This window comes from Helicobacter saguini, assembly GCF_000762875.2.
GTDB lineage: Bacteria > Campylobacterota > Campylobacteria > Campylobacterales > Helicobacteraceae > Helicobacter_A > Helicobacter_A saguini.
In genome coordinates this window covers 64,149-81,080 of the sequence record NZ_JRMP02000001.1, presented here as the reverse complement: position 1 = coordinate 81,080, position 16,932 = coordinate 64,149, and the positions used below count along the sequence as shown (strand labels likewise).

18 protein-coding genes are annotated in these 16,932 nt (G+C 33.6%); 13 read left to right on the top strand and 5 right to left on the bottom strand.

Translation table 11 applies throughout. The features are described from left to right. Positions 1-127: 127 nt before the first annotated feature. Complete coding sequence (locus LS64_RS00410; protein WP_034570628.1) at positions 128-844, bottom strand: hypothetical protein; 717 nt, start codon at positions 842-844, stop codon at positions 128-130. A gap of 214 nt (positions 845-1,058) precedes the next feature. Between LS64_RS00410 and LS64_RS13865 the strand changes: the two genes are divergently transcribed. From LS64_RS13865 to LS64_RS00350, 12 genes are all read left to right on the top strand, one after another. Next, on the top strand, positions 1,059-4,043 hold the full coding sequence (locus tag LS64_RS13865) for a hypothetical protein (protein WP_052062364.1): 2,985 nt from the start codon (positions 1,059-1,061) through the stop codon (positions 4,041-4,043). A gap of 388 nt (positions 4,044-4,431) precedes the next feature. Then, positions 4,432-5,691: a M23 family metallopeptidase gene (locus LS64_RS00400; protein ID WP_064773694.1), complete on the top strand. Its 1,260-nt coding sequence runs from the start codon at positions 4,432-4,434 to the stop codon at positions 5,689-5,691. Positions 5,692-5,695: 4 nt separating this feature from the next. After that, positions 5,696-6,751, top strand: coding sequence for a M23 family metallopeptidase (locus tag LS64_RS00395; RefSeq protein ID WP_034570631.1), 1,056 nt, complete (start codon positions 5,696-5,698; stop codon positions 6,749-6,751). Next, positions 6,649-7,068, top strand: coding sequence for a bactofilin family protein (locus LS64_RS00390; protein ID WP_034570633.1), 420 nt, complete (start codon positions 6,649-6,651; stop codon positions 7,066-7,068). Before LS64_RS00395 ends, LS64_RS00390 begins: the two co-directional genes overlap by 103 nt. A 140-nt stretch (positions 7,069-7,208) precedes the next feature. Then, positions 7,209-7,646, top strand: a complete 438-nt coding sequence (locus LS64_RS00385) for a thioesterase (protein ID WP_034570635.1) — start codon at positions 7,209-7,211, stop codon at positions 7,644-7,646. Positions 7,647-7,991: 345 nt separating this feature from the next. Then, positions 7,992-8,561, top strand: a complete 570-nt coding sequence (locus LS64_RS00380; RefSeq protein ID WP_034570638.1) for a hypothetical protein — start codon at positions 7,992-7,994, stop codon at positions 8,559-8,561. A gap of 24 nt (positions 8,562-8,585) precedes the next feature. Further along, entirely contained in the window at positions 8,586-9,182 is a 597-nt protein-coding gene (locus LS64_RS00375; RefSeq protein WP_034570641.1) for a DUF4156 domain-containing protein, read from the top strand. A 31-nt stretch (positions 9,183-9,213) separates the two neighbouring features. Further along, the gene (locus LS64_RS00370; RefSeq protein WP_052062365.1) at positions 9,214-9,804 is read left to right on the top strand and encodes a DUF4156 domain-containing protein; all 591 of its coding nucleotides are present in this window, start codon (positions 9,214-9,216) and stop codon (positions 9,802-9,804) included. A gap of 399 nt (positions 9,805-10,203) precedes the next feature. Then, complete coding sequence (locus tag LS64_RS00365; protein WP_034570643.1) at positions 10,204-10,488, top strand: ComEA family DNA-binding protein; 285 nt, start codon at positions 10,204-10,206, stop codon at positions 10,486-10,488. A gap of 131 nt (positions 10,489-10,619) precedes the next feature. Next, positions 10,620-11,339 carry a glycosyltransferase family 10 domain-containing protein gene (locus tag LS64_RS00360; RefSeq protein WP_052062366.1) on the top strand — a complete coding sequence of 240 codons (720 nt, stop codon included), beginning with the start codon at positions 10,620-10,622 and terminating at the stop codon, positions 11,337-11,339. A gap of 304 nt (positions 11,340-11,643) precedes the next feature. Next, positions 11,644-11,976, top strand: a complete 333-nt coding sequence (locus LS64_RS00355) for a hypothetical protein (protein ID WP_052062367.1) — start codon at positions 11,644-11,646, stop codon at positions 11,974-11,976. A gap of 81 nt (positions 11,977-12,057) precedes the next feature. Next, complete coding sequence (locus LS64_RS00350; RefSeq protein WP_034570646.1) at positions 12,058-12,396, top strand: cupin domain-containing protein; 339 nt, start codon at positions 12,058-12,060, stop codon at positions 12,394-12,396. A gap of 7 nt (positions 12,397-12,403) precedes the next feature. Here LS64_RS00350 and LS64_RS00345 read toward each other — a convergent pair whose 3' ends face one another. Further along, complete coding sequence (locus LS64_RS00345) at positions 12,404-13,558, bottom strand: glycosyltransferase family 2 protein (protein ID WP_064773695.1); 1,155 nt, start codon at positions 13,556-13,558, stop codon at positions 12,404-12,406. Further along, positions 13,551-14,915: a hypothetical protein gene (locus tag LS64_RS00340; RefSeq protein ID WP_118988416.1), complete on the bottom strand. Its 1,365-nt coding sequence runs from the start codon at positions 14,913-14,915 to the stop codon at positions 13,551-13,553. The genes LS64_RS00345 and LS64_RS00340 overlap by 8 nt, the downstream gene beginning before the upstream one ends. A gap of 726 nt (positions 14,916-15,641) precedes the next feature. Here LS64_RS00340 and LS64_RS00335 point away from each other — a divergent pair. After that, the gene (locus LS64_RS00335) at positions 15,642-15,995 is read left to right on the top strand and encodes a hypothetical protein (RefSeq protein WP_034569802.1); all 354 of its coding nucleotides are present in this window, start codon (positions 15,642-15,644) and stop codon (positions 15,993-15,995) included. 402 nt (positions 15,996-16,397) lie between these two features. Here LS64_RS00335 and LS64_RS12225 read toward each other — a convergent pair whose 3' ends face one another. Both LS64_RS12225 and LS64_RS00330 read right to left on the bottom strand, forming a co-directional pair. Further along, on the bottom strand, positions 16,398-16,556 hold the full coding sequence (locus tag LS64_RS12225; RefSeq protein ID WP_160659258.1) for a hypothetical protein: 159 nt from the start codon (positions 16,554-16,556) through the stop codon (positions 16,398-16,400). Between the two features lie 172 nt (positions 16,557-16,728). Further along, positions 16,729-16,932, bottom strand: a complete 204-nt coding sequence (locus LS64_RS00330; RefSeq protein ID WP_034569799.1) for a DUF4006 family protein — start codon at positions 16,930-16,932, stop codon at positions 16,729-16,731.

Here is a 16,932-nt window from a genome sequence, read left to right as displayed (position 1 = left end):
CTCTCCTTTTTAGAATCTATTTTTGGTATTTTGTATTTTGGTATTTTGATATTATAGAATCTATTTTATTTATAGAATCTGTTTTAAGATAAATCGTCAAGATTTTTTAGATGATAGAATCTAGATTCTATTCCCCCTTAACCTTTTTCCAAAATTTATCACTATATTTTTTCTCATAGGTTTCATCGTGGTTTTTGCTGTATTTTTCAAAGAATTGCGGGGCGTTTTGTTTGCAAGTTTGCTTGTCAATAAGCGCAAAATAAGGTCGCCCAATGCCAAGAAATGGCACAAACTTCGCATTCACTTCAATGCAATAGATATTATCAGCCTTTGGGATAAACTCTAAAGTTTCCCTAAAGCCCAAATTTCGTGCATAAATCACTGCCTTTTCATCCACGCGCGTAAGGTCGATAATCTTTGCCATAGGCTTCTTTGCAAAGCCTAGATACACGATATTTTGTGGCGTTTTGTAGGGCTTATTTTTATCAAAATCGCCATAATGCAAACTCAAAAAATACCCCGTCAAACCATTCAAAATATTGATATTTAGTTTGCTATAAATGTAGATTCTAGCCTTGCCTTTTGGGGGATTTTCAAAGCTAAAGTGCGTATTTTGCGTGTTAGATTCTATAGAATCTTTATTTTGCGTATTTTTCACGCTAGATTCTATAGCTTCGTTTTTCGTGTTTGATTCTATAGAATCTTTATTTGTTGTTTGCGAACTAGATTCTATAAAATCTTGCGTTGTAAAGCCATATTCATTATTTTCTGGCGTTTGTGTTTGTATTTTATATGAGCACCCACTAAATATCACACATATTAAAAAAGCTAAAAAATACCGCATTTCACTCTCCTTTTCCAAACAATAAATGCAAAATTATAGAATCTTTTTATTAAGTTTTTAGATTTTATAAAATCGCTTAAGATATTAACATCTAATTTTTGGCTTCTAGCATTTTGTAGAATTTAGTCAATATTTTTGAATGTTTGAATCTAAGATTTTGTGCTAGAATTTGTGTTTTTGATTGTGATTTTATGGAATCTTTTTAAGGGCGTTTATGAATATTTATGATTATATGGATTCTAAGGCGGCGGAGTATAATAAGTTTGACCCTACGCGTGTGCGGCGACTTTGGGCAATGCTAAAACCTTTCATCAATTTGAAATGCTATAAAGTCCATATTATCGGCACAAATGGCAAGGGAAGTACCGGGCGATTTATAGCGCAAAGTCTGCGAGAAAATGCGCCAAAATTTATAGAATCTAAACTTTTAGAGAATCTAGATTCTAAAAATACGCAGATTATAGAATCTAAAAACGCAAAAGATTCTAGTCATATTGAGCAAAGCGAAATATCTAATACAAAATCTAAGAAAAAAGATTCTACAAAATTAGAAAATATAGAATCTAGATTCTATAAAAATACTGAATCTAAAAAAGCCAAAGTTTTGCATTTCATTTCGCCGCATTTGTTTGAATTTAGGGAGCGGTTTTTTTTGAATGATTCTAGCGTGGCAATGGACGAATTACAAAAGGCGCACGAGTATTTGCAGGGCTTTGATTTTATCAATGAAGCGAGTTATTTTGAGTATGCGACTTTTTTGGCGTTGGTTTTGGCGCGTGATTGCGATTATTTGGTGATGGAAGCAGGCGTGGGCGGCGAGTTTGACAGCACATCGGTGATTGATTATAATGCTACGATTTTTACCAAGATAGGCATTGACCATAAGGATTTGCTAGGCGAGAGTTTGCAAGAGATTGCATTAACGAAGCTCAAAGCCGCACAGGGTCGCATTTTCACGCATTTTCAAGAGCCTTTGGTAATGGATATGTTTTCTCGCCTTGATGAGATTGTGGATTTAGATTCTAAAGATATTAAAGATTCCAACAATGAAAAATCGCAAGGGCAAATTTCCTTTAGATTCCAAAGTCCCACCCATTCCCACCCTTCAAAATATAAAGAAAATTTGCCCTTGCGATTTTCTACAAAAAACCAAGATTCTAAAGATAAAAGCTTTTTGCCCTTTGAATCTACTTTAGATTCCTTGCCCCGCCCTTGCCCCCCCACAAAAAATATAAAGCAGATTCAAAGGGCGAAAAGTCAAGAAAATAAAAACACAGAATCTATAAGCCGAGATTTTGCAGATTCTGTGGAATCTAGTTTTAATATCACATATCTAACGCGTAAGGATGTGGAAAATGTCGATGTGGTAAAGTATGCGAAAAGTTATAAAATTCCTTACTTTCTAAAAGAAAACTTAGCTTTGGCGAATTTGTTTTTAGAATCTATAAATGTGCCTTTGCTTAGTGAGCGATTAAATCTGCGTGGGCGATGTGAAGTCTTAGCCCCGAATATAATCATTGATGTAGGGCATAATGAAATGGCAGCAAACGCGGTGTTATCACAAGTTAAAGAATATTTTAAAGATTCTAAAAATATGGAATCTATTGTGGAATCTAACGACAAAGATTCTAAAAACATAGAATCTAAGAATGAAGATTCTATAAAAAAACAAAATTCGCACCTGCACCCTTTGTCTCATGTTCCCACCCGACCACCCATTTGTAAGATTAATACAAATCCTGCAGGTGCGAATTTTGCAAATACACAAGATTCTAAAAAATTTACGCTAATTTATAATAGCTATAAAAATAAGGAAGTGGAGAAAATTTTAAGCATTTTTAAGGATAGTGTAGAGAAAGTTATTGTGTTTAAAGTTATAAATGATAGAATTTTGCCTGAGTGTGAAATGAAAAAAATCTTAGAAAAGTTAGGAATTTCGTATCTTTTTTTTGACCCACAAAAACATGAAAATATAGAATCTAAGTCGCAAGATTCTAAAAATTTACAGAATCTAGATTCTAAAGATTCTATAAATTTAGAATCTAAAACGCAAAATTCGCAGGATATTTTTCCTTTAGATTCAATGTCCCACCCTTACCCACCCACTGAAAAATTAAAGGAAAATTATCCTGCGAATTTTACTGATAACGTCAATGAAAACATAGAATCTAAAAAAGAAGATTCTAAAAAAATAGTGAATCTAGATTCTAACAACGCACAATTACCCACCCCCCTAACCCCCCTCCGCAAGGGAGGGGGGAACACTCCCAAAACAATTAAAGATACACACAACGCAAAAGATTATACAGAATCTAGATTCTATGAATATATTGAATCTAAAAATGTTGAAAAAGAAAATGCAAAAGATTCTATAAAAACAAACAAAAAAGAAGTCGAGCAAAGCGAGACATTTAATGGAAACGTGCGTAGCACGAACCTTGTGAGTCCCGCCCGCTTTGCAGTGCTAAAAAGCGAAAAAGCGAATGCAGAAGTGCATTCGCCGCTTTTTAGCAAAGAAGCGGATAAGCGGGGCTCTCCCCCTTTAAGACAAAAAAGCGGCTGCTTTTTTTCGCAAAGGGGGAGCGGGGAGGGGGATTTGCGCTTTTTTGCGCAAAGTGCAAAAGAAAACCAGAATAACGATACACAAAATCTTGACGCCGACAATAACTTAGATTCTATAGAATCTAAAAATGTTTTGTTTAAAAATGGCGACCAAGAAAAATTAGATTCTATGGAATCTAGATTCTATGAAAATACTGAATCTAGTAATTTAGATTCTAAAAACTTAGAAATTATAGAATCTAATATGCAAAATTCTAAAAATATCGAATCTATAAACCAAGATTCTAACACGCAAAATTCGCAGTTGCAAGATTTGTGTCATGTTTCCACCCAACCACCCTTTTTTAAGATTAATACAAATCCTGCAACTGCGAATTTTGCTAACCACGAGAATGAAAACATAGAATCTAAAAAAGAAGATTCTAAAGAAAATACCAAATTTGCAGAATCTAAAAATAAAATTAGCAATTTTGAAACAAAAAGGTGTGATAATGATAAACAAAAGACTTTAAAACTTGACAGGTTAAACGAAAAATTGATAGAATCTAAGACTAATTATTTAGTTTTTGGTAGTTTTTCGTTAGCGGAACAATTTTTGCGTTTTTATGACAAATATTTGCGAGATTCTAAAGACTAGATTCTATAAGCGTAGCAAAAAGCTTAATCATAGCGAAGTGGAGAGCTAAAAAGTAAAGGCTTTAAACTCAAAAGTTGTAAGAGTAATTTGCCACGCAAAATATCGCAGTTTATAGAATCTAAAAGTCTATAGAATCTAAAATATTCTAAAAGCTAGATTTTAAAGTTGTGGATTGCCACGATTTGCCACGCAAGTCTCGCAGTGACAAAAGCAAATTTAGAATCTAAACACAAAATTTGTGATAAAAATGCAAAGTGGGGTTCAAAAAGCGAAAACATTTCTTAGAATCTAAGATGAATTTTAGTAATTTAAGAAATTAGATTGCCACGCTTTGCAATAAAGGCAATAAGAGCAATAACGAAGCAACAAAAAGCAAAAAAGGAAAATAGTGAAAAAGCAGCAAAAGCACATCGATAAGCAAAAGCAAAGCCTTACCATTACCATCGTTGATGAGAATGGCTCAAGGCAATTCACCCTTGCTAGACTTGCGCAAAAATTTATTGCGTATGGCGTAGCAGGGCTGCTTTTTCTAATTATTGCTGGGTATTTTGCGATGACTTATTGCATTGAGAAATTTGATAAGATTAATCTAGCGAAACAAGAAGCATATAGGGAATTTCAAAGCGTGTATGAGCAAAATTCCTTTTTGCAAGATGATATACAAAGTAAGAGCGATGAGCTGGCTGCTATGCGTGAGCGTGTGGCTGATTTGGAAAAAATGATGAATGTTTATGCCTTTAACGCTAAAAAGCAAAATGCGGAAGTGACTGATTTAAGCAACCTAGATTCTACGCAAATGGATACGATTTTGCAGATTATCCCAAATGGGAATCCTGTGAATTTATATGAGATGAAGCAAAAGGCAAAGTCGAGCAAAGAAGCCTACGTGCTAGTAAATAGCGGCTATACGCCAAGTAGCAATAGTAGCGTTGGCTATGATTATTTCACACCTGTGGTGCAGCCAGTGCGCGCTACTGCCGATGGCATTGTGGAATCTACGCGGGAGAATAATCAAAAATATGGCTATGGGAATCTTGTGCGTTTAAGCCACGTGCTAGGCTTTAGCACCGCTTATACTAATTTGTCAAATGTGAAAGTGAAGCAAGGGCAGTTTGTTAGCAAGGGCGAGATTATCGGCTATACGACTGCAAGTCCGGGCAAAAATAGCACGAGCCTTTATTATGAAGTGCGATTTTTAAGTGAAGGGCTTGATACACTAAGCTTTATTGAGTGGGATAAGGCGAATTTTAACTCCATATTTGATACGAATAAAAATGCGAATATTAATATCGATGGGCTAATGTGGGCGTTGAATGATATTATAAAATTGAATGATATTTCTACGCATTTGGCGGATAAAGATTCTAACGAGCAAGATTCTATAGAATCTAAAAATACAAATATTTCACTAAACACTAAACAAGATTCTATAGAATCTAAGTCGCAAGATTCTATAAATATAGAATCTAAAAATATAGAATCTAAAATCTCTACAAATTTAAAACAAGATTCTATAAATACAGATTCTAAAAATATAGAATCTAAAATCGCCCTAAATAGTATTGAACGCTTTTTTACTAACGCAAAAGATTCTAATAAAAAATTACAGAATCTAGATTCCACATCAGCCCAAAAGATAGCAAAGTAGCCCCATGACAGCAGATTCTATCAAAAAGGATAAACGCCTTGTTATAATGATTACAGGCATAAATGGTAGCAAGTTTATAAATGTGGATATGATTTTCCGCCAGCTTGCTTATTATGTCGCCACTTTCGTGCTTACGCTTGTGCTTTTTGCCTTTGCAAGCGTTATGATTATTAATAAAGAGATTAATGATACGCGGCTTAGAAATGAAAATTTGCTAAGTCAATTTAGCGATATGCAAAGCAAAAATGAGGAGCTAAATAAGCTACTGCAAGAAAAGGATGAGGAAATAGCCCTAGTTGGCGATAGGTTTGAAAATATAGAATCTAGCATCGGCTTTAAGAGAGAAGATTCTATAGAATCTAGCGAGATAGAATCTATAAAAGATTCTAACACCCTAGCAAATGATATGCAAGATTCAATACTGCGTGATGTAAATAATGAGGAGAGTTCGCTAATACAGCGTATGGATGCGACTAGCATTTCAGCACTGCAAAAGTCTTTCATTATGAAATTTATACCAAATGGTTCGCCTTTGGGCTATAAGCCTAGCATTTCGGGCAATTATGGCAAACGTTATCACCCTATTTTAAAAATCTATCACATCCACACAGGCACGGATATGGCAGCTACGATTAATACGCCTGTGTATGCTACAGCCGATGGCGTTGTAGATTGGGCTAGTAATAGTGGGAATGGCGGCTATGGCAAGCTTGTGAAAGTCTCGCACGCCTTTGGTTTTCGCACTTATTACGCGCATTTGAATGATATAAAGGTACAACGTGGCGAGTTTGTGAAAAAGGGACAGCTAATCGCACTCACTGGCTCGACAGGCACTAGCACAGGTCCGCACCTGCACTATGAGATACGTTTTTTAGGGCAGCCGCTTGATCCCATTAATTTCGTTAATTGGGATATGCAAAATTTTAATTCAATCTTTGAAAAGGAAAGGAGAATAACATGGGATTCTTTAGTGGAGATGATAAACAACCTAATGGGAAAGAGACAACAGGAGGCGCAGCGACAATCATTGCTGCAAATACCAGATTTAAAGGCGAGATAGACACGGACTGCCACTTTCACACTGATGGCGAGTTTGTAGGGACAATTCATTCTAAAAACACCGTGAATGTAGGGAAAACAGGCGTTATCACAGGCGATGTATTCGCACAAAAAGTGATAATCAGCGGAAAGGTCACAGGGAATGTGGAGGCAAAATCCATTGAGATTCTAGCCGGGGGACGATTAGAGGGCGAAATAGCAAGTGATGAGCTAGTAATCGAACGCAAGGGAATGTTCTTAGGGCAAAGCAAAAACTCGCTAAAAGACCCACAAATGCTAATCAACAAACCGGTAGAAAAGCTAGAGATTAAAAAATAGATTCTATAGATCTGAGTTGAGAAATTTACCGCGAAATATTTAAAAACATTAAGATTACACATTATTGCATTTTTAAGTATTTTATATTAAACTACACTTTGATTTATTGTGATTGTATTAATATGTTTAAGGAGTTAAAAATGGCAGATGAATTAGAGAATGAGAATTTAAGTAACCATTTAGGAGACAGGACGGTAGCGCGTGATATAAATTTCCGCCTTAGTGGCGAGCTTGTGGGCTTAGGGCATAACATTTCTAAGGTGAAATTTGTGCCTGTGGAGGATATGTGCGTGGATAGTAGGCTTATTCATAGTGGGTTTATTTTTAGTGCGGCTGCGCATTGCGCTCTCACTGCGTTAAATAAAAAAAATAGCCTAATTATCGGCTCTGATGCGAAGTTCTTAGCACCCATCGAGCTAGGGCATGAGGTCATTTTCAAAGGCGAGGCACTCCAAGATGACACCAAAAAATGCGAGGTAAAAGTCGAGGGCTTTTTGCTTGATATTAAGGTTTTTTATGGTATGTTTTACATCGCGGTGTTTGATAAAAAGATATTTAAGATAAAGTTTGATGAGTGATTGCAAGCATAAAAGTATTCTAAAATCTTGTTCGTAGTGATTTTTTTAAAGATTATTATATTATTTTTTGTTTATTTTTATGATTTTAGATTGTTTTTTGATACTATAAAACGTGCAAGTTCGATAAATATGATATTTTCTAACAAGATTTTAGCTTTAAAGAAATTATTTTTACACTAAATATTTAACTTAATTATAAAAAAAATAAATTTTTGCTTATATTTTTTCAATATTTTTGTTTTTTTTCTTGATTTTCTTATTATTTTTTGATAGCATAACGATAGAAAAACTTAAGAGCATGTTCTCTGTAAGTATTTTTAAATTTTATTATTGAAGGTGTAAAAGATGTTGAATTATAAACAAGTCTTAAGTCGATCTGCAAAGATTGGTTTATTGGCAGGTTCGGTTGTAATGTTAGTTGCTTGCAGTGGTAATAATGGACCAAAGAAAGTCAAGGGCAATGGTTATGGTTTTGATGAAGTAAAGCCTGATGCTAGACAGTTTGCTGTTTATAAACAGGTAGGTTATTCACTTGATCCACAATTGCCAGCTTATGAGCCCAAAACTCTCAATGAGAATGCTCGTGGTATTGCTGTGGCTTATAGTGTTCCTTATAACTGCAAAGTTTTAGGTGAGGTAGAAGGCAAAGATGATACAGAAGGTAGAGCTGGACCTACTTTTGAAAAAATTCGAGATGGTGCTCAAAATGACCTGAAGAATCAAGCAGGTGATCTTGTGCGAGGTGGTCAAAGATTGATGCTTTCTGTTACTAAAGAGGCTATGATTTGTCAAGTTAGAACAAAGAAAGACCAATATCAAGAGTATGATTGCACACTTTGGAATAAGCTTCCTACGAATTCTAAAATTCTTTCATATAGAATTCATGCGAATGTTTTTGAATGTGGCGAAAAGTAGTGATTTTGTATAAAGGTGAAAATTATGTTGGTTAAAAGTATTACGAATTTTATTAAAATCGGTTTAGTTGCTAGTGTAGCATCGTTCTCGCTTACAAGTTTTGCAGTTGCGGATGATGTAAATGTGGAAGACACACAATCTTATTCTGCACAAGATAAGGCACTTAGGGAAAGAAATGTAAATATTGATGTGGCTCGTGAATTGACGATTACTAAGTCAGCGTCAGATTCTAGGTATAAGCTTCCTAGTTTGCCACCATATGTTCCAGCTCCATTATTGGAAGAGGCTAAGGGTATAGCTGTTTTGAATGGTATTCCACTTAATTGTAAATTACTAGGTGAAACTGAGGGTATCGACAGTTCAGATGGTAAGTTGGCTCCTTCTTTTGAACAAATTAGAGAAGGTGCATTAAATGCCTTGAGAAACAAGACTATAGACCTTGTAGATTCTAGAGATAGAGTTGTGCTTGTTCCTGTAAAAGAGGCTATGACTTGTGAGTTAAGAACAGAGGGCGATCAGTTTGATGAAAAAGATTGTACGACTTGGACTCAAATACCAAGCAATGGTAAGATTTTATATTATAGGGTTCATGCAAATGTTTTTGATTGTGGTGCAAGATAGCATATAAAAAAATTAAGTTGAAGGTGGAAAGATGTCAAAATTATTAAATACAAAAATGGTTGGCAATGTTGCAAAAATTACATTGGCTGTTAGTGCTGTATCTCTTTTAGTTGCTTGCGGTGGCAGTCAACCTAAGAAAAGCAGTGGTTCGAAAGGTAAGGTTAGTTATAGCAAAGAGGTTGAGGTTACAGTTGATGCTGCTAGAGAAATCACAGTTACTAAGGTTGCACCTTATATCAAACTTCCTCAGTTGCCCGCTTATGAGCCTAAAAAACTCAACGAGGATGCAAGAGGTATAGCTGTAGCTTATAGTGTTCCTTATACTTGTAAGCTGTTAGGTGAGGTGGAAGGTAAAGATAGCTCAGATGGTAAGATTCCTCCGTCATTTGAAGATATTCGTGAAGGTGCTACAAATGATTTAAGAAATCATGCCGCTGAACTTGTAAATGAAGATAGCAGGATTTTGGTTAAACTAACTAAAGAAGCTATGATTTGCGAAATGAGAGTGAATGATGGTAAATACGAAGAAAAAGATTGTACCGCTTGGGAAAAAATACCTCAAAATGGTAAAATCTTGTCTTATAGGATACATGCCAATGTATTTGAATGTGGAACAAAATAGGTTTTCTATACACTCTTACTCTAAAACTGCTTATTTACGCTAGATATAATAAATTATATGGTTAAAACTACCATATATTGAAAGCAGATTCATTGATAATTGCATTTTGATTTTTTTTATTATTTGAAGTATTTGACTTTTTTGTTTGTTTTAATAAAATTCTGCAACATATTAGAGTCTTAATATATTGTACCTTAAATTATAATTTTATAGATTAACGCCATATAGTTTATCTTAGATTATAGGAATTATTCTAGATTGTAGCAAAATTTAATATTAAACAATAAAAGACGTTTATTTTTTTGCGACTCATAAAATAAAAATTTAACAAAAATATTTCATATTGCTGTATTTTTAGATACAATAGTGAAATTATTTTAGGACATCAAAGGAGTCTATATGTTATCAAGTGGTTTAAAAAAAATGTTTGTTTTGATACTAATTTTATGGTTTGGTGGTTTTATGTTTGCTAAGGTAAATATTAATATTGCAAGTGAAAAGGAATTGACCACATTGAATGGTATTGGTCCTTCAAAAGCAAAAGCAATTATTGAGTATCGCAATAAAACTCGCTTTAAAAATAAAGAAGACATTATGAATGTAAAGGGTATAGGACAAGGACTTTATGATAAAATTAAGGATGAAATCATCGTAACAACACCACCAAATCCACCGAGAAAATAACTTTTATCCTTCGTTAATTACTTACGCAAAATATTTATATTAGTTTTATAATATACGCGAAAGTTTTTTAGAATCTATTTTGTGTGATTTTAATATTTTATACTAAGAATAAATTTATAAAGAGAATTTAAGTGAAAAAGAATATAAAACTTCGCATTCTAGACTGGCACACACAAGACACAGAGCAAAATTTCTATGAAAATTTTTATGTCAAATTATTACAGGATAAATTTAATGTGATTTATTCCAAAGAGCCAGATTTTATCATTTATGGACCTTATGGTTATGAGCATTTACGATATGATTGTGTTAGGATTTATGCCACAGGAGAAAATGTTAGGGCTGATTTTAATGCAGCTGATTATGCTATTGACTTTGATTGCTTAGAGTTTGAAGATAGACATTTTCAAATTAATTATGCACTTTTGCGAGATGATTTTAAGATAATTGTCAATAAACATTTAAGTGAAACCAAAGATATAAAATTTAAAACAAAATTTTGTGGTTATATGGTTAGCAATGTATGGCATCCATTCACTGATACTAGAGAAGAAGTTTTCAAAGCTCTAAATGAATATAAAAAAGTAGATTCTGGTGGAAAACATGCAAACAATATAGGCTTTGCCATAAAAAACAAAATTGAATGGCTAAAAGATTACAAATTTAATCTATGTTTTGAAAACTCAAGCTATCCAGGATATTTAACCGAAAAGCTATTTGATGCCTTTGCTGCGGGTTGTGTGCCGATATACTGGGGCGATACATCCTTGCGACTTATGGACTTAGATTCTAAAAAAGATTCTAAAGATATAGAATCTAGTTGTGTAACGGGGGGGGGTAACTCACTCTAGTAATAAATATATAGAATCTAGAACTTTAGATTCTAAAAATTTCAAAAATTTAAACTACGAAAATAATAAAGTTATAAAATCTAGTCCGCAAGATTCTATAAAAGAATCCACAAAAGATTCTAATATAGAATTTAAAAATACAAAATACAAAAACCTAAAAATTGATACAAAACTCCCGCATATTTCACAAGATTTAATAAAGTATAGAATTAACCCAAAATCTTTTATAAACGCGCATGATTTCCCTGATATAGATTCGCTAATTGCCGAAGTTAAACGCATTGATAATGACAAAGAAGCATATTTGCAAATGCTAAAAGAGCCTGTTTTTCTAAATGATATAAACGAGCTAAAAGCCCATAAAGAAAAGTTAAAAGCCTTTTTAGAATCTATTTTTTCCCAAAGCCCAAAAGATGCCTTTCGCCGCGGCAAAGGTCAATGGCTATGGATAAAAAATGAAAATGCAAAAAAGATTCTATATTTTGATAAAGAAATGCAAAAAATACAAGGTTTATCAACATTGCTTCGCTATCACAAACTAGCCAAGTTTATAAACGATATGATTGTTTATCGTTTAAAACCAAGAGATTTTATAAAAAAACTTAGGCGATTTTTATCTAAAACACACAGTAACTAACATATTGTCTTAACATCAGTTAAAAAATTTTCTTATCTTAAAATATAAAATTCCAAAAATAGATTCTAAAAAGGATAACAAATGCAAATAATAAGTTGGAAAAATGCCACGTTTAAGGCAGGTGAAGTAAATATCGAAGTGATGACACAAAATGATTCTGCAAAAGAGATAAGAATAGCAATGGCAAAAGATTCTGTAATGAAAGAGCATAAAGCGCCATTTAGCATTTTCGTGCAAGTGCTAAGTGGTAGCATTGAGTTTGAGGTGCAAGGGCAAAAGCTTGATATGCAAACGCTTGATATGATAGCCTTAGATGCGAATATACCGCATTCTCTAAAGGCGAGACAAGATTCTATAATCCGCTTAAGCCTTGCTAAAAATGATAGTGTATCGCGTGTTAGTGCGGTGCTGAAGCAATAGATTCTAATCACACAACAGATTCTATAAAGTATTTTGGGCGGTGTTTGGTTTCGGCGTAGATTTTGGCGATGTATTCGCCGATTATGCCTAGACTTAGCATTTGGATACCGCTAAAAAAGCTAAGGGGGATAAGCGTGGATGCCCAGCCGATTTCATAAGATTCAGTAAAAAAACGCACATAAAGCACATAAACGCCTAGCAGCAAAGAGAAAATAAAAAAAACAAAGCCCAAAGTAGCGACAAGCCTCAAAGGCGCAATAGAGAAACTCGTAATCCCGCCCCACGCAAACGCCAGCATTTTCCTAAGCGGATATTTGCTAACTCCTGCCTCGCGTCTCAAGCGATTATAGCCCACGCACGCACTCTTAAAGCCTAAAAGCGGAATAATGCCACGCAAAAATAAATTTGCCTCCTTAAACTGCAATAAAGATTCTAAAGCGCGGTGCGATAAAAGGCGAAAATCCGCGTGATTATGCACGATATTTACACCCAAAAACTTCATAAAATCATAGAAAAACACCGCACTTTTGCGTTTGAAAATCGAGTCGGTTTCGCGATTTTGCCGCACACCATACACAATATCACAGCCATTTTTATACTCGCTAATAAATTGCGAAAACACGCCAATATCATCCTGCAAATCCGCATCAATGCTAATAACACAATCACACTTATCTTTGACAAAGGAAAGCCCGGCTAGCAAGGCGTTTTGATGCCCTACATTGCGTGAAAGCTTTATGGCGGTTGTGTGGATTTTATTATTAAAAGGGTGGCTAGATTCTATAGAATCTAAATTAGATTCTGTGATTTTAAAAGCGTTGCTAGATTCTATAGAATCTAACCTATCGTCCACCCACCACCCTTTTAAAGGGGAGTTAGATTCTATAATTTTATTAGAATCTTTAGAATCTAGGGCGAATTTTTGCAACATCTCCCACGTATTATCCTTACTCCCATCATCAATGTAGCATATAAAACTTTTAGAATCTATCTTAGATTCCATAATCAACTCGCTTAGTTTTTCACACATTTTTGTATGCGTTAGATTTATGATTTCACTTTCATTATAGCAAGGAATAACAACGCTTAAAATGGGCTTTTTATCGCGGCTAGATTCTATAAAACTAGATTCTGTAATATTAGATTCTATATTTCTATTCATTGACATTATCCTTAGAATCTTTAGAATCTTCATCATTAGAATCTTCTAAAAAAATTTTAATATACTTAGTAGTAAAACCATAATATTGCATCCAAGAGCTTATCGTGCTATTGCTAAAGCTTTTAGAATCTGTTGTGATATTTTGCATTTGCAAGTGATATTTTTGTATATCTTGCGGGGTTATTATTAGCTTATCTAAGCCCTTTTCTTCAGCATTTTTATAAAGTAAGATAAGATTATTTATAGAATCTTTATAAGGACTAAGACGTTTAAACTCGCTCTCATACACGCTTATACTATCGCAAATTAAGGCAGCCACGCCACTTATCAAAAACGTATTTATTATTAATCTAATAATAAAAATCCTAGAATACCTAAACGCAAGGACAAATGAAAATAATGTTAGCAAAATGATAATGCAAGGGAAATAAATGCCAGGCACACGAATTGCCGCAAAGCCCAACATCCCAACAATGCCGATAGTTAAAAGGGCAAATTGAATATAAAGAATCTTGGCAATTTTGCGTTTTATTAGAATATAAATAAAGATTCCAAAACATATAATTATCGCAGCTACAAGCAATTGATTAATATGTAAAAAGTAATAATTTTTAATAAAAGCTCTAATATATGTAATCATAGAATCTAAATAGCTAAAATCAGCAATCATCTCCCTTTGCGTCCTACCACGCCCTGAAAATGTCGTCATAGCCACACTTAAAGGCACAAGCACAATAAAAGAAATAATATAAAACCACATATTAATATTTTTATAGAATCTAGTAGCAATGTAATAAAGGGCGATAAATACGCAAAGTCCAAAAACTATAAGGCTTGAGGGCTCTATTTGGAAACTAGCAAAATACACAAACAGTAAGGTCAAAGGAATATTTATAGTAGAATCAGCACTATATCGATACTCCACATTAAATAAAAAATAATGCAAAATGGGTAAAAATACAAGCATTGATAGTCCAGCCGAGCCAAGATATGCGGCAAAATTGATATAATCAGCCCTATGAAATATGCAAATAATAATTAGCGAAGTAAATATAAAAATAATCCTAAAATCCTTCTTGCCGTTTAGAAAATACACTAAAAGCGAATATGAAATAAAGGCTAAAAAATAAAACACACATACAAAAAAACTAGCCACGATTTTATATGCAATAGTCACGCTAAGTCCAAAAGAAATCAAAATCTCACCAAAAGGACGAAGGCTTAAAGCCATCAAAATATCAGCGATATGCCGACCCCGCTGCCACAAAATAGGGGTAAATGCGTGAGCAAAATTAGTAGGGGAATAAAACACAGAGGCATTTGAGGTATAAAGAAAATCATCACCAAAAGGAAACATAATCGCTCCAAAGCTAAGACAGAGCAAGGCAAGGAAAATGATGTAAGCGTAAAAAAAGATATTTGATAAGGTTTTGTTAGAATCTTGGGTTTTAGATTCTATGTTGTAGTTTTGGTTAGAATCTTTATTGTTAAAATCTTGGTTTTTGGTATGGTTTTGTGCAGATTCGCTTTGTTTAGAATCTATTTTGGCGGAATTTTTATGATTAGATTCTATATCTTTATTAATATCACTAGGATTTATAGAATCTTGTTTATTAATATAGCTCTGTTTAGATTCTATAGAATCTTTAACATCGATATTTTTATTTATAGATTCTGTAATATTTATAGAATCTTTGTTGCGTTTAAAAAGAGACGAAATTAATAGGTATTTACCCCCCCCCCCCCATTATCACATTTAATCTTAGAATCTAGCATAATCTCTCCTTAAAAAAATACATAATTATAGAATCTAAATATGAAGATTAGATGCATTTAAACTACTTTAGTAGTTTCTTTATAATGGAATACAATTTGCTTTATTCAAAGTTAGAGTATATATTGTTATTATCTCAGTTTAAGCTTATATAATATGAAGATTCTATAAGTTTAGCAGATTTGCATATATCTTTGTTTATGTTAGTCCTTGTGAGTAAGATAGCCTTTTGCTATTAAATCCCAAGTTTGTGTTTATATTATTCTTAAGTAGAGCTACTTTTGTATAATGTGAATGTAAAGGTAATTTATGAAGCCAATAGATAAATTAGAGGATGAGGAATTGTTTGATAAAATACAGGGTATATTTAAAATTGCAAGTGCATTTGCTCCTTTTTTGCTTAAAAGGTTTTGGAATCCAATAAAACTATTTAAGTTTGGAAAGCTAGGACTTAGCCTAAAAGGCGACATAACTTCTATGAAAAATGTCTCAAATGACAAAAAGATAGATTATGCTGTTAGTGCATTAACTAAAATATTAATTTTTAGAAGAGAAAATAGAGAAGAATTTGAAGAATTATTTGAGGCACTAGAGGATGTTGTAAGAAAATATGATGAAAATCCAATAGAAATAAAAGATAGTATTCTAAAAGTAATGGAATAATATTACAAAATCTAAATTACTCAAATTATCTTGCTTTAAAAGTTTTGTAGTTTTGTCATGTATTTTGTGCATAAAATCTTTTTTGAACAATAAACTTTCAAGCTTTAGAGTGTATAAGATATAAACACTCGCAAGGCTTTACACTTACTAATTCAAATTATACAACTAGTATGTCTATACGGCGTGGAGATAGTGGTAAGGGGAAATCGTTAGAACGATTGTAAAGATTGCCACACAAAATAGAACCGCCGCTGTGAATTTTTCTAATGCTGTAAATTTCATTTTTTATCCTTTAAAATAAATTTTGCCTTTTTATAGAATCTTGCTTAGTAAATACCCATCGCCCTTTTTAAGTCAATGGATAGAATCTAGATTCTATAAACAAATGCAAGAAAACCTAAGCTAGATTCTAAAAATAGAATCTAGCAACCTACAAACTAAAATACCAAAAAGTTTTAAAATATAGAATCTAATTGACGAATACCTATCGCCCGCCCACCACCCTTTTTTAGAGTGGATAGAATCTAACTTTCGCTTCGCAAAGCCTAAAAGCCCACCCACCACCCTTTTAAAAGAAGTGGATAGATTCTATAAATCTTAAAACTTTAAAAAACAAAGAACAAATTAGAATCTAGTTTGACGATTTCCTACGCCTATCCTAAAAAGGATAGAATCTAGATTCTATAGATTGCCACGCCTTGCCAAATAAACAAGTCTCGCAATGACAAAAACCCTACTTCTCAAGCGGCTTAAAGGCGTTTTGATTAGCGGTGTTTTTCTTTTGCAAATCCTGCGTATCAAGCGTGTAATACTTAGTCGCCGTATCGCTTTGAATGCGTATCGCATTATAGCCCACGATAGCCGCCGCACCAACCACAAGCAAGACTGCCAACAAATACCCAACCAAACTATTCAAAATATTCACAATCGTTTGCAT